This window comes from Mariniphaga sediminis (assembly GCF_003573545.1).
GTDB lineage: Bacteria > Bacteroidota > Bacteroidia > Bacteroidales > Prolixibacteraceae > Mariniphaga > Mariniphaga sediminis.
The window spans coordinates 242,356-262,241 of sequence record NZ_QWET01000004.1; the positions used below are offsets into that span (position 1 = coordinate 242,356).

Genomic DNA, 19,886 nt, shown 5'->3' on the forward strand with positions numbered 1-19,886 from the left:
CACACCACAAACTATTTGCTTACTGATTTTAAGACTATTGAACAAATAGTTGTCAAATGACGTATTTTTTTTAACTTTCGTTCCCATTTAAATCATCCTCCTATGGAAAACAAAGAAAAAACCGCACAGGAAATTTTCACCCGGATGGCCACCCTTTGCAGTCGCTCCGAACAGTGTTCAACCGATATCCGAAAAAAAATCGTTGCGGCCGGACTTGACGAGAACGAGGCAGACGACATTATCGAAAAACTAAAAGTTGAAAAATTTGTTAACGATGAGCGGTTTATCCGGGCTTATGTTTCCGATAAGTTTAAATTTAATAAATGGGGCAGGATAAAAATAAGGCATTATCTTTCGATGAAAGGCCTTCAGGAAGAATTGATTCAAAACGGGTTGGAAGAACTGGACAAGGAGAAATATAAAAATGTTTTGATAAAAACATTAAAAGAGAAAGCGCGTAAAGTGAAAAAAAAGAACAAGTTTGAAAAGATGGGACAGATCATTCGTTTTGCCCAAAATCGCGGATTTGAGCCGGAACTAATTCACCGGTATTTAAATGAAGTTGTAGAGTGAATGAGATTCTTACTACCTTTGCAGACCACAAAAAAAGAAAGAATGATTTTAAAAGACCAGGTAAAAGACCTCCTGGAGCGCCGGGACGCGCTAAGGAGGCATCTTTGACTACGATGCCAAATTACTACAATTAAAAGAAGAAGAGTTAAAAACCCAGGATCCCGATTTTTGGTCTGTACCCCAGGAAGCTGAAAAACAGATGAAAGCCATTAAGTCCATCAAGGAATGGACTACCGGTTTTGAAAAAGCAAATCAGGCAGTGGAAGATTTTGGGGTATTGTATGAGTTTTTTGAAGCAGATGAGGCCTCCGAAGAGGAAGTGGATAAGGCTTACTCCGAAGCCATTAACCTGGTTGAAAAGCTGGAAACTAAAAATATGCTTCGCAGTGAAGAAGACCATCTGGGAGCCGTGCTGAAAATAAATGCCGGTGCCGGCGGTACAGAAAGCAATGACTGGGCCGAGATGCTTTTCCGCATGTACACGCGCTGGTGCGAAGACAAAGGATACAAAATAAAAGTGGCCGACATGCAGCCCGGAGACGAAGCCGGAATAAAAAGTTGCACCGTAGAAGTAGAAGGCGATTTTGCTTATGGTTACCTGAAAAGCGAAAACGGCGTTCACAGACTGGTGCGCCTTTCACCTTTCAATGCACAGAATAAACGCATGACTTCCTTCACTTCTGTTTATGTAGCTCCGCTTGTTGACGACACCATTGAAATAGAGATCAACCCGGCTGATATCACCTGGGAAACTTTCCGCAGTAGCGGTGCAGGAGGACAAAACGTGAACAAAGTAGAAACCGGTGTGCGACTGCGCCACGCTCCCACCGGCATTGTGATTGAAAACACGGAAAGCCGTTCGCAGGGCGGAAACAAAGAGAATGCGTTACGCCTGCTCAAATCACAACTCTACGAAATAGAACTCCGCAAACGCCGCGAAAAAGAGATGGAAATCGAATCCAAGAAAAAGAAAATAGAATGGGGCTCCCAAATCCGTTCGTACGTGTTGCAACCATACAAAATGGTAAAGGATCTGCGCACCAACTTTGAAACAGGCAATGTGAATGCAGTACTTGATGGAGACCTGGACGGATTGATTAAAGCATACCTCATGGAATTTGGAGGACAGTAATTCTACCAAATAAAATTTGTCGATCGGTATTTTTTTATATTTTTAAAAGAGTATTGAGTAGATAATATATTTTACAGAGTTGCCTTTATAAAATGATTCCGGTATGTATTCAAATGAAAATTTCATAAACAGGGAAATAAGCTGGCTATCGTTTAACGAACGGGTATTGCAGGAGGCAGAGGACCCCAACACCCCGTTGTTTGAACGCATCCGCTTTATCGGAATTTTCTCCAACAACCTCGATGAGTTTTTCCGTGTACGGGTGGCAACAGTTCGCCGGATGGTTGATCTGGGAAAAGATGAGGAGAACCTGCTGGGCAACTTCACTCCCCGTGAATTGCACGACCGAATTCAGGAAATTGTTTACGAACAGCAGGGAAAGGTGCAGCAAATCTTTAAAGATCTCCTGCTCGAACTAAACCAAAACAACATTTTTATAATAACTGAGAAGGATCTGAAACACAGCCAGGGAATTTTTGTAAAAAAATATTTTTATGAAAAGGTACTTCCCAACCTGGTCCCCATCATGTTAAGCAAAAAAAACAAATTCCCTTACCTGCGCGACCGTTCCGTTTATCTGGCTGTAAAACTTTCGAAAAAATCGGATCCGGAGGATTTTGCCTATTCACTCATCCGCATCCCGGGCATTTCGGTTCCGCGGTTTCTGGTACTTCCCAAAGAGAAGAAAAAAACGTATGTAATGATGCTCGATGATGTGATCCGGTATTGTTTCGACGACCTTTTTTTCTATTTCGATTACGACGTTTACGAAGCGTATACCATCAAAATGACACGTGATGCCGAGCTGGACATAGACGATGATATCTCCAAAAGCTTCATTGAAAAGATGAGCAGTAGCCTGAAAAAAAGGAAAAAAGGCAAACCGGTCAGACTGATTTACGATCGTGACATCCCTGAAGACCTGTTGGATTTCATTCTTAAAAAAATGAGACTCGACAACGAGGAAAATACCATTCCGGGAGGAAGATACCATAATCACAAGGATTTTATGAATTTCCCGGAAATTGGGAAAAAGCGTCACTATTACACCAAACTTCCACCCTTCAGGCACAAAGATCTGCCGCCACACACCAGCATCCTGCGTATATTACGCCAGAAAGATGTTATGTTGCATTACCCGTATCAAACATTCAACCACTTTATCGACTTTTTGCGCGAAGCAGCCATCGATCCCCAGGTAAAAGAAATCGGGATTACCATTTACCGGGTAGCAGACGATTCGAAGGTTGTTAACGCCCTTCTGAACGCTGTTCGAAACGGGAAAAATGTAACGGTAGTTATTGAACTGCAGGCTCGTTTCGATGAGGAGGCAAACATTTACTGGTCGAATAAACTGCAGGAAGAAGGGGCAAACGTAATAAACGGCATCCCCGGAATGAAGGTACATTCTAAACTGGCTTGGGTACAACGCCTGGAGGATGAAAAAAATAAAAACTACGCCTACATCGGTACCGGAAATTTTCATGAAGGAACCGCTAAAGTATATGCCGACGATGGTTTGCTGACTGCCGACCCCCGTCTGGCTGATGAAGTGGAAAAAATTTTTAGTTTTTTTAAACAGAATTACCGCCACTACAATTACGAACACCTTATTGTCAGTCCCTTTTTTATGCGCGACTTCTTTTCTCAACACATCGATCGCGAAATTGAACTGGCCAAACAAGGGAAAAATGCACGGATGATCTTAAAAATGAACAGCCTGATTGATCCCGGCATGATGAAAAAAATATACAAAGCGGCAGAAGCAGGAGTAAAAACAGAACTGATTGTAAGGGGTATCTTTGGGCTGCAACTCGACCATAAAAAGGCCAGGGGAAATATTTCAGCCATCAGTATTGTGGACAAGTATCTTGAACACTCGCGCATATTCCTCTTTGGCAACAACGGGGATGAAAAAATATACATCTCTTCTGCCGACTGGATGCCGCGAAACCTGAACCGGAGAATAGAGGTCGCCTGCCCTGTTTACGATGAAGAAATCAGGGAAGAATTGAAAGAGATGCTAAACATTCAGTTGTGGGACAACACAAAGGCCCGCATCCTCGATCCGCTGCTGCAAAACCAATACAACAAGCGCAACACGGAATCTACTTTCCGGGCGCAGGAAGACTACTATAATTTTATAAAAAAGAAACACCATATCGTTATGAAAATTTACCACAATCCACGCTGTGCTAAAAGCCGGGCCGGATTGAAATATCTGGAAGAAAAAGGGTTTGACCTGGAGATAAAAAAATACATGAAAGAAGGTATCTCCGAGGCAGAACTGAAGGAAATCATACAAAAAACAGGAAAAAAACCTTTTGAGCTTGTACGCACGCAGGAGGAAGAATACAAAACTAATTACAAAGAAAAAGAATTGTCGGATGACGAGTGGATAAAAATCCTCTCCGAAAACCCAAAGTTACTGCAGCGTCCGGTTGTAGTTAACGGAGACAAGGCAGTACTGGCCAATCCTCCTGAAGCGGTAGAAGAAATATTGTAAAAAAATGGGCGCTTCCCCGAAGAGAAGCGCCCAGGCTAAAAGATAAAAAAACTTCTTATTAGTCGCCCCAAACAACTTCAGTTGAAGCGATTGAAATAAACTGAACATTGTAATCTTTATTAGCTGTAGCTCCCGATTCATAAAGAATACCAAGCACCTCTAACCGGTAGGTTTCACCATCCTGTGCTTTATTGGAACTATCTACCCATCCCTGGTCTGAGGTTCCGAATGAGAATTCGGTTTTACTATCTTCAACTTTAGCACTCATGTAAATCAAATCGTCTGAATCATCAAACAATCTAACGAAATATCCATCTGCCTCATTGAGCTTTTCCCAGGTAATATTTAACTTACTATTGTCAAACTCGGTGGTATCAATAACCATCATCCCCAACTCTTCATCCTCCAATTCGTCTTTTACATCAATTGGGGCTTCGTCCGTCTGAGTACTGGTCACAGTGAATACATAGTCGCCGGTATCGGGCATAGTGTCTTTATAGTTTTCTGTTTCCGGGAAGAGGCTGAATACGCGTTTATTCTCTGCGCTTTGATCCAGTGTCCAGGAACCATCCTCAGGGCCTTCTACTGTAACCGATTCCAGCTCCTTGTTACCCAATACCCAAAAAGCAAGAGCATACTTTTCTTCACCATCCTGTACCATCTTCTGCACAAAAACATCGGGCGCTGCATCCACTGCTGCTGGTTCCGGATCGTCTACACATGATGTCAAAACAACAGAAGCCAACGTAAAAGCTGTAAAAAACTTCCAAATCATTGTTCTCTTTCTCATTTTTTTAATTTTTCAAATAGATTAATAAATTACGTTTTTCAATTTTTCTCGTTATCGTGTTCTTTTTGAAAAAACTATTCGTCGGTTAACTGACGGATAGAATCCCTTTCTAAACCTAACGCTTATAGTTGATGCTCTATTTTGCCGAAGGGTTGCGTAGGGGAGGATTTTTTTTTACAGTTGGCATGATACCTCTAAAGTTTTTGAAGTATGCCATTAACATTTGGCCTGTCGAATATTCTGTCAGACAGAATGGTTACAGATTACCCGGCTAAGAAGAGAAGGAAATAAAAAAATAACTGAAACAATAGATTTTTAATGTTCGGCGGATGAAACAATCCTTTTTTCACAGTCTCCCATTTCCTTTCACCCCATTATCATTCCGATAATCGTTGCACTCATCAGCGATGCCAGTGTGCCTGCCACCAAAGCGGGTACACCGTATTTCGAAAGCAGCACCCGGCGTCCCGGTGCCAGCGCACCAATACCTCCAATCTGTATTCCGATTGAGGAAAAATTAGCAAATCCGCACAAAATATACGTTGCCATAATAATGGATTTGGGATGGGCAAAAACACCGGCAGATTTCAACTCTGCCAGGCTGATGTAACCAACAAACTCGGTAAGAATTATTTTTTCGCCCAGCAACCGGCCCACCACCATGATATCTTCAGCACTCACGCCAATGAGCCACATAACAGGGGCAAAGGTATATCCCAGAATAAACTGTAACGAAAGCTGGTCATAACGCCCGTTTGTTCCCTGCCTAATAAAATCGTTTAAAGTGGTCCATTCCCCTATCTTTCCCACGGCAAAATTAAACATGGCAATGAATGCAAGAAACACCAGCAGCATGGCCCCAACATTCACAGCCAGCTTTATACCGTCGCCGGTACCATTAGTAATGGCATCCAGCATATTACTGCCAATCTTACTACGGCTCACCTTAATTTGTTTGTTAATGGCTTCGGTGGGTGGCACCAACATTTTGGAAAAAACAATAGCAGCCGGCGCTGCCATAACGGATGCAGCCAGCAGGTGTTTGGCAAATTCCAGCCGCAATTGCGGATCATTTCCACCCAACAGCGCAATATATGCAGCAAGTACACCGCCCGCCAAGGTGGCCATTCCCCCCGTCATTACCAGCAAAATTTCCGACTTGCTCATCTTTTCCAGATAAGCTTTTATCATTAGGGGAGATTCGGTTTGACCCAAAAAAATATTTCCTGCAACCGAAAGCGCTTCGGCTCCCGAAATTTTTAACGCACGCGTAAAAACCCAGGCCAACGCCCAAACAATTTTTTGAATAATTCCCCAGTAAAACAGCAGGCTGGTGAGCGCAGAAAAAAAGATAATTGTCGGCAATACCTGGAAAAGAAAAATAAACCCATAGGTATTTTCATCCATTAAACCACCCAACAGAAACTCACTTCCCTCCTTTGTAAAATCAAGTATTTTGACAAAAATATATCCTAAAACCTCAAAAACTGTTCGGATAAACGGAACATAAAGCACCCCAATGGCCAACAATATCTGTACAGTCAATCCTGCAATAACAGTGCGCCATGGAATGTTTTTTCTACTGGAACTTGACAAGAAGCCAATCAAAACAAGCACACCCATTCCCAATATTCCCCGCAACAGGGTAACAAAAGAGAAACCTTTTTCATGTTCTTTCGACAATAAAAGAATGGATTTATCCGCAGTACTTTTCCTTGCATCAAGTTGTTCATTGGGAGACTGAACAAAAGCAGTTGTTTGGGCGACAACCGGTTGAAAAAAGAAAATGCCGGTGCAAACAATCACTAAGGCAAGGATCTTTTTCATCCTGCCAGGTTAATTCTTCTTTCGGTTATTGATTTCATCCCGCAGGACAGATGCCTTTTCATAATCTTCGTTTTGAACCGCTTCACTGAGCATCTCTTCCAGTTCCTGCAAAGTATAACGCGAAAAGGGTGACGAACCGGGCGGTTCTGATTTTTCGGAAACATTTGCAGTCCCGGGTTGCTTTCCCTCATCCGCTTCAAGCACAATACCTGCTTTCGACAAAATTTCTTCTGTTGTGTAAATAGGACAACGAAACCGCAGGGCCAGTGCCACTGCATCGGAAGTACGTGAGTCGATTTTTACTTCCCTGCCATCCATCTCGCAAAATAATTCAGAATAAAATATTCCCTCTTCGAGTTTATGAATTACCACTTCAAGCAATACAATATTAAAAGCCAACGCAAGGTTTTTGATCAAATCGTGTGTCAGCGGGCGGGGAGGTTTTAGCCCTTCAAGCTGAATGGCAATGGCCTGTGCTTCAACTGGCCCGATAATTATCGGAATCCTACGATCCCCATTTTCTTCCGACAAAACCAATGCGTAAGCCCCTGACTGTGTCTGGCTTACAGATAGCCCCAAAATATTCAGTCTTATTTTTTGCATTCTCTTCCCAATCTGCTTTTAGTGTGAACCCAGCCCGGTTTTACGGAATGGATTTCAGATATATCGTGTGTAACAAAACTATTCAATAAGATAAAAACAAATATAACAATCATTTTTGGTTTAGCTCAGAATTGTTGGTTTGTTTTCGAACTACTAAAAAGTGTATTTATTGACTATATTTTTGAAAAATAGTTCTTTCAGTATTTGCCAATGTGCTAAAAATAACTACTTTTGCAGTCCGAAATTTTGAACCGTTCAGGCCCGATAAGAGGAAAACAAATGAATTCCCGCCTGCCGGTATTACATTAAAAGTTGAAATTATGTACGCGATTGTAGAAATTGCAGGGCAACAGTTTAGAGTAGAAGCAGACAAAAAACTGTTTGTTCATCAGCTTGAGGCCAATGAAGGCGACTCAGTTGATTTTGACAAGGTTTTACTTGTTGACAACGACGGCAAAGTGGCCGTTGGTACTCCCACCGTTAAAGGTGCAAAAGTAACAGCCAAAGTGCTGGAACACGTTAAAGGCGACAAAGTGCTGGTGTTTAAAAAGAAACGCAGAAAAGGTTATAAAAAACTGAATGGACATCGCCAGCAGTTCACACAGATTCAAATTGAAAACATTGTTGGATAATTAAAATAAATTACCATGGCTCATAAGAAAGGTGTAGGTAGTTCGAAAAACGGACGCGAATCGGAAAGCAAACGACTTGGAGTAAAAATTTACGGGGGTCAGTATGCAAAAGCTGGTAATATTTTAGTTCGCCAGCGTGGAACACAACATTACCCCGGCGATAATGTGGGAATGGGAAAAGATCATACCCTTTTTGCTTTAATCAACGGCACAGTAATGTTCAAAAAGAAAAAGAAAAACCGCTCGTTTGTGTCGGTTGAACCGGTAATTGATTTAGACGTGGCTGTTGCCGAAGCACCGGCTCAGGCTGTTAAAGAAGTACCGGCAGCAAAGGCAGAACCGGCAAAAGAAGAAAAAGTTGCCGAAACGAAAGAGGAAAAAGGCGACGCAGATGATCTGAAAAAGCTGGAAGGTGTTGGACCAAAACTGGAAGAAATTCTGAATGAAGCCGGAATTACAACTTACGCAGGGTTGGCAGCTACTTCGCTTGAAAAACTGAAAGAAATCCTTGAAGGCGCCGGAAGCCGTTACGCTTCAAAAGACCCGGCTCCATGGATTGAACAGGCAAAAGAACTGGCGAAATAAAAATCACCGGATTTTTATTCACCATAAAAGATAGTAAAACTCTTGCCGGATAAGGCAGGAGTTTTTTTATGATCTTTTATGAAAAAAGTAATATTTCTCATAAAAATAGAAACGCTTCATTTATCTACCTGATAAAAAATAGCAGTTGAATCGAAAAGAAAGATTTATTCTGGCACAGGTTAACCTTTTTAACCCAGAATTTAATTCCCTTTTATGATTGTACTGTTGTGCCGTTACATTTATTAAATTTGCACCTTCATTTAAAGGCAAAAACATGCTCAACCTGAAATTCATTCAAGACAACCCGGAATTAGTTGTTGAAAAGCTGAAAAGAAGAAATTTTGATGCGGAAAAAGTTGTTGAAAGTATAACAGAGCTGTACCGTAAAAAAAACAAATTACAGGGACAGGCCGATCAGGCCAAATCTGAAATGAACCGCATTTCGAAAGAAATAGGAATATTATTTCGCGAGGGTAAAAAAGAAGAAGCGAATGCGGCAAAGGAACGCACTTCGGAATTAAAAGATAATATTAAACAGTTTGATCAGCAATTTACGGAGATTGAACGGATGGTGACCGATCTGCTGGTGCAACTGCCCAACCTGCCACACGACTCAGTTCCTTTGGGAAAAGGAGAAGAAGATAACGAAGTGGTTACTTCGGCTGGTGAAATTCCACAACTAACAGAAAATGCACTTCCTCACTGGGAATTGGCACAAAAATACAATCTGATCGATTTTGAATTGGGTGTAAAAATTACCGGTGCCGGGTTTCCTGTTTACCGCGGGAAAGGCGCTCAACTGCAGCGTGCACTTATCAATTTTTTCCTGAACGAAAACCGAAATGCCGGTTACGAAGAGATTCAGCCGCCGCTGGTAGTAAATGAAGATTCAGGATTTGGTACAGGACAGTTGCCTGACAAGGAAGGACAAATGTACCATGTTACAGCAGACAACCTTTACCTGATTCCTACTGCCGAAGTACCGGTGACAAACATTTACCGCGATGTCATTCTGGATGCCAAAGACCTTCCATTAAAAAATACGGCATACAGCTCCTGCTTTCGCCGTGAAGCAGGCTCCTACGGGAAAGACGTACGTGGCCTGAACCGGCTGCACCAATTCGATAAAGTAGAAATTGTGCAGGTTGCACACCCCGAAAAGTCTTACGATATACTGAATGAAATGGTAAACCATGTAGCCGGACTGCTCAAAAAAATGGAACTGCCATACCGTATTGTTCGGCTGTGCGGCGGCGATTTGGGTTTTACCTCTTCGCTCACCTACGATTTTGAAGTTTGGTCAGCTGCCCAGCAAAAGTGGCTGGAAGTAAGTTCGGTATCCAACTTCGAATCTTTCCAGGCTAACCGGTTAAAACTTCGTTTCCGGGACGAGGGTTCCAAAAAACCGCAGCCGGCACATACACTCAATGGCAGTGCCCTGGCATTGCCACGTATTGTAGCAGCATTGCTCGAAAACAATCAAACGGACGAAGGAATAAAAATCCCAAAAGTGTTGGTGCCTTACACGGGTTTTGACCTTATTGATTCCGTATCGAAATAATCTTATTTAAGTGAAAGGGAGTATTTATTGTTCTCCCTTTTTATTATCCATATAAAAAATACGGTCAATGCCAGACTGAGTAACACTGCATAATAACTTCCGGCAGTAGTCCCGATTTCTTCTACCTGCGGGTCAAGAATGTTTTTGTCTATTAAATACATGGAAACCACGGCAAACCCGTTATTGAAAAAATGGGCGATAACAGGCAGCCAGATGGAGCCGCTCCACACAAGTAAATAGCCAAAAAGAACCCCCAGCAACAGGCGGGGTACAAAGCCGTAAAACTGAATATGCAAGGCGCTGAATAAAATAGCTGAAACCCAGATTCCCCAGTGAAAACTTTTGGTCCAGTTAGTAAAAATACGCTGAATAACCCCCCGAAAAAGCAACTCCTCCCCAATAGCCGGTAAAAAGGCAATCATAAAAAGGTTAAACAACAAACCACCCGTTGTTTCCACTTTCAAAAATGCTTCTGTAAGTTCAGCTGCATTTTCCTCGGCATTTTTCATCCATTGTTCCACTCCGGAAAGCCATTCCGGGAAGTACATCTGACTATTCCACTCACCAATAAAATTAATTGCGGGAAGAATAATAACAATCAAAACCGCTACCAGAAAAATGGAAAGGGTTGTAACCTTTTTGTCCATAAAAAGGTATTGGGCCATTTTTCCATGAAAAAGCCGGGCAAGCACAAAAGGAGGAACTATAAACAACCCAATGGATTGTACTACCTGAAAGTATTTTAATATGCGGATGTTTTCCGGATTATCGAAATTCCCCGCAGAGGGAATACTCAAAACAGAGTCTATCCCAAACAGCGGGATAACAACAATGGTGGAAACCAGCAGGAACGCCAGAAAACTCACCAGGATAACAAAGGCAGAAAACATCAGTTGCGGGAACGGTTTCATTTCCCTGAAGGCTGAAGAAACCATTCTTAAAGTTCCCTGATTTTAATATTCCTAAACATCGTTAATCCGCCATGGTCCTGCAACCCAATATGCCCTTTCTTTGCCATGCCGTAATGCTCCCTCTCTTTCCACTTACTATTTTCTTTCAGCTCGTACCACTCATCGCTCCAAAGTTCGTACTCCACTACTTTCTTTCCGTTCAGCCAGTGTTCTACATGTGGGCCTTTCACAATCAGCCGGGTCTTATTCCATTCGTCAATTGGAACCACTTCAGCCTCTTGCGGTGCGTGCATGTCGTAGTTTGCTCCGGAATACTGGCTGTCTTTTAACTCAGTGGGCCATCCTTTGTCATCAATAAGCTGGTACTCCGGACCTGATTCGTAAATGGCATTTACAATCCCTTCCTGTACATGAAAGAAAATCCCGGAGTTACTTTCCGGAGAAACCTTCCACTCCATGTACAACTCAAAATCCTGAAATTCTTTTTTGGAGATGATGTCTCCGCCGTGATCGGAGCCAACACCGGAGTTATTCAAAACTCCGTCCACAATTTCCCAGCCGGTTACTTTTCCACCATTAAACGTTTTCCAGTTTTCAAGCGATTTCCCGTCGAAAAGCAACTCCCAACCTTCTTCAACTTCCTTTTTTGTAAGGGTATTAATTGCGGTGTCTTTAGGTGCACAACCTGCCATTCCATAAGAAAAAGCAATCAGAATGAGATAAACTAAATATTTCATGTTTTTATACGTGTTAATTTTCAATAGAAAACTATGCCTGCCCGGCTTGCTCAGTCAGACAGGGAACTCGCCATTATAAAAATCCTACTGTGTGTAAAATTTATTCCCATAGCTCGTTTCGTAAAATTCTTTTTGGTTAAAAATACCGGCTAAAATTAAAGATTTGTCGGCACTTTTTAAAGCATTGGGTTAAAAATCGAGTTCGAAATAAATGTAAAAAGCCAAAGTCTGGCTTTGGCTTTTTACATATTCCGGATTTCCATCCCTTTTATCCAACATTATTGTTCATTCCTTTACTTGTAATTCAGATTGGTGGGCAGAAATTTTTCGATAAACTCTACGGGTTTTCCTTTGCGGCGTGCATAATCGGCAACCTGGTCGCGCCCCACTTTTTCGAGACTGAAATAGCGCGACTCCGGATGGGCAAAATACTGTCCTGACACCGAAGCATTGGGATACATGGCAAAATGCTCTGTAAGCTCTATCCCCACTTCTTCTGCCTTCAGTAAATTAAAAAGGGTTTCCTTTTCCGAATGCTCGGGACAAGCGGGGTAACCCAATGCAGGGCGGATTCCCTGGTATTTTATGCGCTGAAGTTCCTCCTGTGTGAGGTCTTCATCCGGGGCATACCCCCAAAAATCTATCCTGACTTTTTCATGAAGTAATTCAGCAAATGCCTCACTCAACCGGTCGGCCAGCGCCTCCAGCATAATTGCCTTATAGTCATTATGGTCTTTCCTGTACATCTCCTTCCAAGGCTCAATACCCACTCCGGCAGTGGTGGCAAAACCACCGCAATAATCCGCTTTACCAGACTCCAGCGGCGCCACAAAATCGGAAAGGCACAAATTAGACGCCCCGTCCTTTTTCTTTTCCTGCTGCCGGAAATGATAAAACCTTCCTATTTCTTTATTTCGCAGTTCATTCTCATAAAGGACAATATCATCGCCATCGGCATTGGCTGGCCAAAGACCAAACACGGCATTGGCCTGCAACATTTTCTTTTCAATAATCTCATCGAGAAATTCATTGGCTTCGGCAAAAAGTTTTCGCGCCGCTTCACCTTGTTTTTCGTCGTCGAGAATCTGCGGATAGTGCCCTTTCAGACCCCAGGCCAGGAAAAAGAAGGTCCAGTCGATGTACTCCCTCAACTCTTCCAGCGGATAATCAATAAGTTGTTGCACCCCTTTCACGTGAGGCCTGTAAAGCGGACTGTCATCCCAGTCTATCCGGAGTTTATTCCGGCGTGCCTGCTCCAACGTCAGGTACTCTTTCGGTTTGCGCTGCCCCTGGAACTTACGCACCTCTTCATAATCCTCTTTTACAGACTGAATGTATTTTTCATTTTTGGCGATAAGGTTCGAAACCACATTCACGGCCAGCGATGCATCTTTCACATGAATCACCGGGTGCGAATATTCGGGTTCGATTTTTACTGCCGTATGAATCTTCGAGGTGGTGGCGCCTCCAATCAGCAATGGGATATCCATTTTACGCCTTTCCATCTCTTTGGCAATGTCCACCATAATTTCAAGCGAGGGGGTTATCAATCCACTCAGTCCTACAATATCGACCTGCTCCTTCAGAGCGGTATCCAGAATTTTTTCTGTAGGAACCATTACCCCGAGATCGATAATTTCGTAGTTATTGCACGCCAGTACAACCCCCACAATATTTTTACCTATATCGTGCACATCCCCTTTCACGGTAGCCATCAACACTCTTTTTTGTTTGCTGACGTCTTTCATTCTGGCTTTATCGGCCTCGATGTATGGCAACAGGTAGGCCACTGCTTTTTTCATTACGCGGGCTGATTTTATTACCTGCGGCAAAAACATTTTTCCCGAGCCAAACAAATCACCCACCACGTTCATCCCGTCCATCAGCGGGCCTTCAATAATATTCAGCGCCGGCTGATATTTTTCAAGCGCTTCAGCCATGTCTTCATCCACAAAATCAGGAATTCCTTTTACCAGGGCATGTTCCAGCCGTTTTTCCAGAGAAAGGTTCCGCCATTCATCTTTTTTCTCTTCTTTTTTGCCCTCCTCTTTAACCTCCTCAGCAAATTCCAGCAACCTTTCAGTGGCATCGGGCCGGCGGTTCATCACCAAATCCTCTGTCCTTTTCAAAAGTTCTTCGGGTATTTCATCGTAAATCTGTAACATCCCGGGATTTACGATACCCATATCAAGTCCGGCGCGGATGGCATGAAACAGGAACACCGAATGAATGGCTTCGCGCACCACATTATTTCCCCTGAACGAAAACGATACGTTACTTATTCCGCCACTGGTTTTGGCATGGGGAAGGTTCTGCTTAATCCATTTTATCGTTTCAATAAAATCCACGGCATAATTACTGTGTTCCTCCATACCGGTACCGATGGTCAGGATATTGGGATCGAAAATAATGTCCTGCGGAGGAAAGTTTACCTTTTCAGTCAGAATCTTGTAAGCCCTTTCGCAAATTTCAATACGGCGCTGGTAAGAGTCTGCCTGCCCTGTTTCGTCGAAGGCCATCACCACCGCTGCCGCACCAAAACGTTTAATTGTTCTGGCCTGTTCGATAAATATTTCTTCTCCTTCCTTTAAACTGATGGAATTTACAATGGCTTTCCCCTGCAGGCATTTCAATCCTGCCTCAATTACTTTCCATTTGGAAGAATCCACCATTACCGGCAGTTTGGCAATATCAGGTTCGGCCATCATCAGGTTCAGGAAGGTGACCATCTCTTTTTCAGCATCGAGCATGGCGTCGTCCATGTTCACGTCAATGGTCTGGGCCCCGTCATCTACCTGATTGCGGGCAATGGACAGCGCCTCTTCATATTTTTTATCGCGAATAAGACGCGCAAACTTACGCGACCCGGATACATTGCACCGTTCGCCAATATTCATAAAATTGGTTTCCGCAGTAAGGGTAACCGGCTCCAGACCACTCAGCCTGGTGTTGTCATCTTTCGGGTTAAGATGGTGTGGTTTGGCGGTAGCAGCTATTTGGGCAAACGCACGAATATGATCGGGAGTAGTGCCACAGCATCCTCCAATAATATTTACGAAGCTGTTATCCAGGTAATCTTTAAGGTATCCCGCCATTATTTCGGGAGTTTCGTCGTAGCCGCCAAACTGGTTAGGCAGGCCGGCGTTCGGGTGTGCACTGACATGAAACGGCGCTTTCTGCGAAAGTTCTTTCACATACGGACGCAAATCAGTAGCCCCCAGCGAACAATTCAGTCCGACACTCAGCAGATCGATATGCGAAACAGAATTCAGGAAAGCTTCCAGAGTTTGTCCGGAAAGCGTACGTCCGCTGGCATCGGTAATGGTCCCAGAAATCATTAAAGGAATTCTAACTCCCCGTTCTTCCAGCGCTTCCTCAACAGCAAAAATGGCCGCTTTGGCATTCAGCGTGTCGAAAATGGTTTCGATGAGCAACAAATCAATGCCTCCATCAATAAGGCCTTCTATCTGCTCACGATATGCTGTTTTTATTTCATCGAATGTAACAGCCCTGTAACCAGGGTCATTTACATCGGGCGACAAGGACAACGTTTTATTGGTTGGCCCCAGCGTCCCGGCCACAAAACGCGGCTTTTCCGGATTTTGTTCTGTAAACTTTCTGGCGGCTTCGCTGGCTATTTGGGCCGAAGCTTTATTCATCTTATACACCAAATCCTGTAAGTTATAATCAGCCTGCGAAATTCGGTTGGCATTGAATGTATTGGTGAGGATAATGTCTGCTCCTGCATCCAGGTATTTATTATGGATTTCGGTAATAACTTCCGGATACGTAAGAGACAGCACATCATTATTGCCCTTTTGATCGAATTTTACATCCTTCAGCAGTTGCCCGCGGTAATCTTTTTCTGTTAACTTATATTCCTGCAAAAGTGACCCCATCGCTCCGTCCATGACCAAAACCCGGGACTGTAGTTCTTTTCGAATATCTTTTTTATTTGTCATCTGATTTTAATTTCAATTTTTATGAGCCGTTTTAAATCTTTACTGAAAAACCGACCATATAATTTTTTGTTGGCGCTTGAAGTAAAAGGAATATCCTCTCATAATATTTTTTAAAATGTTGGCCCGGCATTGTTGTCATTAAAACTATCTGTTTCACAAACTACTTCAAAATTTTCAACTCCAATTCTCCCCGAACTCCCACTTTATCTCCACAAACTATTACAACAGAAAGTATTTCCGTGTATTTTTCAGAAAACGTCAAAACTCCCTCAATATCTTCCGGCACTTTCACGTTGTTGCCCAGAGCAGTAGCAAAAGCATCAGCCAAAAGTACATCTTTACAAACCACTGCTACAGCATCGGCCCTGCCAAAGCTCAGTGACGGCCCCACCGTACCCGCTGAAGTACAAATTCCCACTTTACCCATTCCTGAAGGAAGAACAATTCCAAGCTTTTCCGAGAGAGGTGAACTTCCTGCATAAACGGAAAAAACAAGTTCATTGTTCAAAAGGGAAAAAATATCACCGCCATTCTCTACAACCATCTCCTTTACAGAAAAGTTTTGCAAAATGGCTTCCCCCACTTCACGGGCAAACATTCCGGCCACCGATGCCATGGGACCAATTCCTGCTTTGGCAGAAGCATTCGCCATTTCTTTTGCTTCACCGGGCGCAGCTATTCCCGGGTAAAAAGGCGTCAGGCTTTTGGCAAATGCCGGTTCCGTTTTAATGTATGCATCCAGTTTATGGCGCAGGTGTTCTATTGCAACAAGGGCCTCATATTCTATCTCTTTTCGAAAAGATTCCGGATCAATACCAATCCAAAGGTCGGTTTCGAGGTATTTTACCTGAAATTCTCTGAAACGCTCTTTATTGTATTTATTTCGGTAAGATTGCCTGTCGTTTTTCAATTTCCGCTGTTTTTACCTTCTGGTATTATACCATTTGGTACAAAATTTTATCCCGGATTTTACCTGAAATCAATTTCAAACAAATGAAGCGGGCATGCCGGGATACATAGCTCACATACCACACATTTACTTTTGTCAAATTCCAGTTTCCAGTTTTTTTTACTCATGGTAAGAGCGCCTGCAAAACACACTGCCGTACAATTGCCACAGTCGATACACTTTTCTTCCTGAAAGTGAATACGTTTATCCAAAGGTTCACAAATAACCTGATGCTCGGTAAGGTATTTCACCCCCTTCTCGATGTTTTCCTTTTTCCCCTGTAATTCAAGAAGTAAACTGCCGCGTTTACCCGGATAAACCTCAGCCTTCAGAATATTTATCCGAATGTCGTAATCACGCACCAGTTGGTAGCTCAGTGGTTTGTCACCGCTTTGGGGAGGAAAATTCAATATGTACCTTTTTTTAATCATGTTCCACCTCCGTTTCTTTTAAGCTGTTAAGCGATGTATTTTGTGGGAAAATCTGTACCGGTTTCGATAATTCAAACTGCCCTTTTTCCAACCATTCTTTTAATTCTCCGGCAATTTTTCGGGCCTTTGCCAGACTGGAAACGGGAGCAGTGCGCACCTTTTTCCCCTTCACTTTAATGAACCCTGATTGCAGTTGCTCGTAATTTACCTGTTCCAGCTTGGGCATTCCAACCGTTCCGTAATCGAGTACCGATGTTTCAATCTGCCGGTTATTAATGGAAACTCTTCGGGCCATATCTTCATCGAGGATGGGGATAGGAATACCAATTCCGATAAACATACTTACCCCGTACTTTTCGTAATAAACGGCCTGAAGGTATTCCGGCGACATCTCTTTCAAATTACCGATAACCGCTATGGTTGCCGCATTGGTAACCGGGACGCCATATTCGTTTTTCGGACGCGTAGTATGAAACTGGGTGCCGTTCCAAACCACAAAACCCTGGGTGCCGCCAAGAAAAATACGTGTGCCGAGGCCTATTGTCCGGAGGTCGGGGTCATTCAGCAATGGGCTGAGTTCTCCCGAAGTGGAATAAGTCGCATTCCGCAAATTTGGCAACAACGTTCCCATGTAGGTATGAATCATTTTTTTCGTGGTATTCACGGCCACGTTATAATTTTGATATGCATTCCGGGGGTTAAAAAGCGTAAATTCGTTAATGGAGTCGATGTTTATCCTGGTACGGACATGTTTCCGTGGATAGCAGTCAGTTCCCTTTCCCCAGGCTTCCAGCACCACATCTTTTCCTTCCAGCAAATCCTGAATGACATGTGCTCCACCGTAGGCAGGATTCTCAGGATCACAAGCCGTAGCCCCAATGTAGGAATCAACGGCTGCCAGTCCTTCGTAACAGGGAACACCATTCAACCTGATTTTTTCCATTCGTATTGGCGGACTGGTATGCCCAAAATTGATAATGGCGCCCGATGAACACATGGCGCCAAACGTGGCGGTAGTTACCACATCTACTTTTTCGGCAATTTCTGCAGGGCTGGCACTCTGAGCCATTTGGGCTACTTCCTCGGCTGTGAGTACCACGGCTTTCCCCTGTTTTAACTTTTGGTTGATTTCTTCGTAGGTTTTAATTTTTGGCATAATAAAAAGCAACGTTTTCTGATAGCCTACAAATTTAGCCGAATTTACTTCAACTTATTTATCCTTTCTGCTAATTTTACGTGCTGAATTTCAGTTTCTGTATTATGATTAAAATCGATTTTCAAATTCAGCCTGAAGATTTACAGAAAAAGATAGCGCTTTTCTGGGACCTTTCGGCAGAAAAAATTAGACGTATTGACAAACGGTACGATTCTTCCAAAGGTTCGCCGGTATTTACAGTTGACGGGAAATATACCACGCGTGGCTGGACTGAATGGACACAGGGATTTCAGTTTGGTTCGTCCATTCTCCAATTCGATGCTACCGGGGATAATTATTTTCTGGAGTCGGGGCGGAAAGCCACTCTCGAAAAAATGGCGCCGCATCTAAGCCACACCGGTGTTCATGACCACGGATTTAATAACCTGAGTACCTACGGAAACCTGTTGCGTCTGATGATGGAAGGAAAAATCCCTTTCAATGAGTGGGAGAAAAGCTTTTATGAACTGGCCCTGAAAATTTCAGGCTCAGTACAGGCCGGTCGCTGGACGCCAATCAAAGACGGCGGCTTCATCCATTCCTTTAACGGCCCGCATTCATTATTTGTAGACACCATACGTTCATGTCGTATTTTAGTTGTTTCACACCTGCTCGGGCATGTGTTACAAGGAGAGAACGACAAAAAAATCTCCCTTCTGGAAAGAGCGGTTCAGCATATTTCAGCGACAGCCCAATATTCTGTTTTTTACGGAGAAGGGCGCGACAGCTACGATGTGTGGGGACGTACTGCCCACGAAAGTATTTTTAATGTAACCGACGGCAATTTCCGGTGCCCCAACTCGCAGCAGGGTTACACCGGCTTTTCCACGTGGACACGTGGTCTGGCCTGGGCTATGCTGGGATTTGCCGAAGAGCTGGAAGCTTTTCAGCAATTGAACGAAGAAGATTTGAAAAATGTTGGTGGCAAAAAGGAAACGGAAAACAGGATGCTAAAAGCCGCCCGTGCCACCTGCGATTTTTATATCGAAAACACTCCGGTTGATGGAATTCCTTACTGGGATACGGGAGCCCCAAACCTTTACAAACTGGGTGACTACCTGAACAAACCTGCTGACCCGTACAACGCATGGGAACCGGTTGACAGTTCCGCAGCAGCCATTGGCGCCCAGGGTTTGTTAAGACTGGGCAAATTATTAAAGGAAAACAATGAACCGGATGCCGGCAACAAATACTGGCAGGCTGGTTTAACCGTTATGAATTCACTACTCGATTATCCTTACCTGAGTACTAATCCACAACACCAGGGATTGATTTTGCATAGTATTTACCATCAACCCAATGGTTGGGATTTTATTCCGCCAGGCCAGAAAATTGCCTGTGGTGAATCGTCGATGTGGGGAGATTACCATGCCCGTGAAGCAGCGCTCTATTTGAAACGGATAATTGAGAATGAAAAGTATTATACATTCTTTAAGTATTTGAAAATATAGTACTTTAAAACAACAGCTAAAATCCGGCAATACTAAAAAAA

16 protein-coding genes are annotated in these 19,886 nt (G+C 43.3%); 7 read left to right on the forward strand and 9 right to left on the reverse strand.

Annotated elements, in window-relative coordinates; all coding sequences use genetic code 11:
* Positions 1-102: 102 nt before the first annotated feature.
* The 3 genes from D1164_RS07070 (at position 103) to ppk1 (ending at position 4,211) form a co-directional block, all read left to right on the forward strand.
* Positions 103-573 carry a regulatory protein RecX gene (locus tag D1164_RS07070; RefSeq protein WP_119349254.1) on the forward strand — a complete coding sequence of 157 codons (471 nt, stop codon included), beginning with the start codon at positions 103-105 and terminating at the stop codon, positions 571-573.
* Positions 574-615: 42 nt separating this feature from the next.
* A protein-coding gene (prfB, locus tag D1164_RS07075) for a peptide chain release factor 2 (protein ID WP_194074852.1) occupies positions 616-1,705 on the forward strand; the annotation gives its coding sequence in 2 pieces (ribosomal slippage) (positions 616-678 and positions 680-1,705; 1,089 coding nt in all).
* 103 nt (positions 1,706-1,808) lie between these two features.
* Entirely contained in the window at positions 1,809-4,211 is a 2,403-nt protein-coding gene (ppk1, locus tag D1164_RS07080) for a polyphosphate kinase 1 (protein ID WP_119349255.1), read from the forward strand.
* Positions 4,212-4,269: 58 nt separating this feature from the next.
* On the opposite strand, the gene D1164_RS07085 is transcribed toward ppk1, so the two are convergent.
* From D1164_RS07085 to D1164_RS07095, 3 genes are all read right to left on the reverse strand, one after another.
* Positions 4,270-5,001: a hypothetical protein gene (locus tag D1164_RS07085; RefSeq protein WP_147372079.1), complete on the reverse strand. Its 732-nt coding sequence runs from the start codon at positions 4,999-5,001 to the stop codon at positions 4,270-4,272.
* Between the two features lie 366 nt (positions 5,002-5,367).
* Positions 5,368-6,828: a NupC/NupG family nucleoside CNT transporter gene (locus D1164_RS07090; protein WP_119349257.1), complete on the reverse strand. Its 1,461-nt coding sequence runs from the start codon at positions 6,826-6,828 to the stop codon at positions 5,368-5,370.
* 9 nt (positions 6,829-6,837) lie between these two features.
* On the reverse strand, positions 6,838-7,431 hold the full coding sequence (locus tag D1164_RS07095; protein WP_119349258.1) for a bifunctional nuclease family protein: 594 nt from the start codon (positions 7,429-7,431) through the stop codon (positions 6,838-6,840).
* Between the two features lie 320 nt (positions 7,432-7,751).
* Between D1164_RS07095 and rplU the strand changes: the two genes are divergently transcribed.
* The 3 genes from rplU to serS all read left to right on the forward strand — a co-directional run bounded on the left by rplU (position 7,752) and on the right by serS (position 10,209).
* On the forward strand, positions 7,752-8,063 hold the full coding sequence (rplU, locus tag D1164_RS07100) for a 50S ribosomal protein L21 (protein ID WP_119349372.1): 312 nt from the start codon (positions 7,752-7,754) through the stop codon (positions 8,061-8,063).
* Between the two features lie 15 nt (positions 8,064-8,078).
* Positions 8,079-8,648 carry a 50S ribosomal protein L27 gene (gene rpmA / locus D1164_RS24275; RefSeq protein ID WP_449405540.1) on the forward strand — a complete coding sequence of 190 codons (570 nt, stop codon included), beginning with the start codon at positions 8,079-8,081 and terminating at the stop codon, positions 8,646-8,648.
* A gap of 274 nt (positions 8,649-8,922) precedes the next feature.
* Positions 8,923-10,209, forward strand: coding sequence for a serine--tRNA ligase (gene serS, locus D1164_RS07110; RefSeq protein WP_119349373.1), 1,287 nt, complete (start codon positions 8,923-8,925; stop codon positions 10,207-10,209).
* A gap of 2 nt (positions 10,210-10,211) precedes the next feature.
* Here serS and D1164_RS07115 read toward each other — a convergent pair whose 3' ends face one another.
* The 6 genes from D1164_RS07115 to D1164_RS07140 form a co-directional block, all read right to left on the reverse strand.
* Positions 10,212-11,144: a CPBP family intramembrane glutamic endopeptidase gene (locus tag D1164_RS07115; protein ID WP_119349259.1), complete on the reverse strand. Its 933-nt coding sequence runs from the start codon at positions 11,142-11,144 to the stop codon at positions 10,212-10,214.
* Between the two features lie 2 nt (positions 11,145-11,146).
* Positions 11,147-11,857 (reverse strand): 3-keto-disaccharide hydrolase, encoded by a 711-nt coding sequence (locus D1164_RS07120; RefSeq protein WP_206610945.1) that lies wholly within the window; start codon positions 11,855-11,857, stop codon positions 11,147-11,149.
* 293 nt (positions 11,858-12,150) lie between these two features.
* Positions 12,151-15,819, reverse strand: a complete 3,669-nt coding sequence (metH, locus tag D1164_RS07125; RefSeq protein ID WP_119349261.1) for a methionine synthase — start codon at positions 15,817-15,819, stop codon at positions 12,151-12,153.
* Positions 15,820-15,979: 160 nt separating this feature from the next.
* Positions 15,980-16,729: a UPF0280 family protein gene (locus D1164_RS07130; protein ID WP_119349262.1), complete on the reverse strand. Its 750-nt coding sequence runs from the start codon at positions 16,727-16,729 to the stop codon at positions 15,980-15,982.
* Between the two features lie 59 nt (positions 16,730-16,788).
* The gene (locus tag D1164_RS07135; protein WP_119349263.1) at positions 16,789-17,199 is read right to left on the reverse strand and encodes an NIL domain-containing protein; all 411 of its coding nucleotides are present in this window, start codon (positions 17,197-17,199) and stop codon (positions 16,789-16,791) included.
* Positions 17,192-18,355 carry a homocysteine biosynthesis protein gene (locus tag D1164_RS07140; RefSeq protein WP_119349264.1) on the reverse strand — a complete coding sequence of 388 codons (1,164 nt, stop codon included), beginning with the start codon at positions 18,353-18,355 and terminating at the stop codon, positions 17,192-17,194. The genes D1164_RS07135 and D1164_RS07140 overlap by 8 nt, the downstream gene beginning before the upstream one ends.
* Positions 18,356-18,459: 104 nt before the next feature.
* Between D1164_RS07140 and D1164_RS07145 the strand changes: the two genes are divergently transcribed.
* Positions 18,460-19,845, forward strand: a complete 1,386-nt coding sequence (locus D1164_RS07145) for a glycoside hydrolase family 88 protein (RefSeq protein WP_119349265.1) — start codon at positions 18,460-18,462, stop codon at positions 19,843-19,845.
* Positions 19,846-19,886: the final 41 nt, after the last annotated feature.

Excerpts from the sequence above, each read along its gene's own strand:
- D1164_RS07070 (WP_119349254.1), top strand. The coding sequence starts at position 103 with ATGGAAAACAAAGAAAAAACCGCACAGGAAATTTTCACCCGGATGGCC.
- ppk1 (WP_119349255.1), top strand. The coding sequence starts at position 1,809 with ATGTATTCAAATGAAAATTTCATAAACAGGGAAATAAGCTGGCTATCG.
- D1164_RS07085 (WP_147372079.1), bottom strand. The coding sequence starts at position 5,001 with ATGAGAAAGAGAACAATGATTTGGAAGTTTTTTACAGCTTTTACGTTG.
- D1164_RS07090 (WP_119349257.1), bottom strand. The coding sequence starts at position 6,828 with ATGAAAAAGATCCTTGCCTTAGTGATTGTTTGCACCGGCATTTTCTTT.
- D1164_RS07095 (WP_119349258.1), bottom strand. The coding sequence starts at position 7,431 with ATGCAAAAAATAAGACTGAATATTTTGGGGCTATCTGTAAGCCAGACA.
- rplU (WP_119349372.1), top strand. The coding sequence starts at position 7,752 with ATGTACGCGATTGTAGAAATTGCAGGGCAACAGTTTAGAGTAGAAGCA.
- rpmA (WP_449405540.1), top strand. The coding sequence starts at position 8,079 with ATGGCTCATAAGAAAGGTGTAGGTAGTTCGAAAAACGGACGCGAATCG.
- serS (WP_119349373.1), top strand. The coding sequence starts at position 8,923 with ATGCTCAACCTGAAATTCATTCAAGACAACCCGGAATTAGTTGTTGAA.
- D1164_RS07115 (WP_119349259.1), bottom strand. The coding sequence starts at position 11,144 with ATGGTTTCTTCAGCCTTCAGGGAAATGAAACCGTTCCCGCAACTGATG.
- D1164_RS07120 (WP_206610945.1), bottom strand. The coding sequence starts at position 11,857 with ATGAAATATTTAGTTTATCTCATTCTGATTGCTTTTTCTTATGGAATG.
- metH (WP_119349261.1), bottom strand. The coding sequence starts at position 15,819 with ATGACAAATAAAAAAGATATTCGAAAAGAACTACAGTCCCGGGTTTTG.
- D1164_RS07135 (WP_119349263.1), bottom strand. The coding sequence starts at position 17,199 with ATGATTAAAAAAAGGTACATATTGAATTTTCCTCCCCAAAGCGGTGAC.
- D1164_RS07140 (WP_119349264.1), bottom strand. The coding sequence starts at position 18,355 with ATGCCAAAAATTAAAACCTACGAAGAAATCAACCAAAAGTTAAAACAG.
- D1164_RS07145 (WP_119349265.1), top strand. The coding sequence starts at position 18,460 with ATGATTAAAATCGATTTTCAAATTCAGCCTGAAGATTTACAGAAAAAG.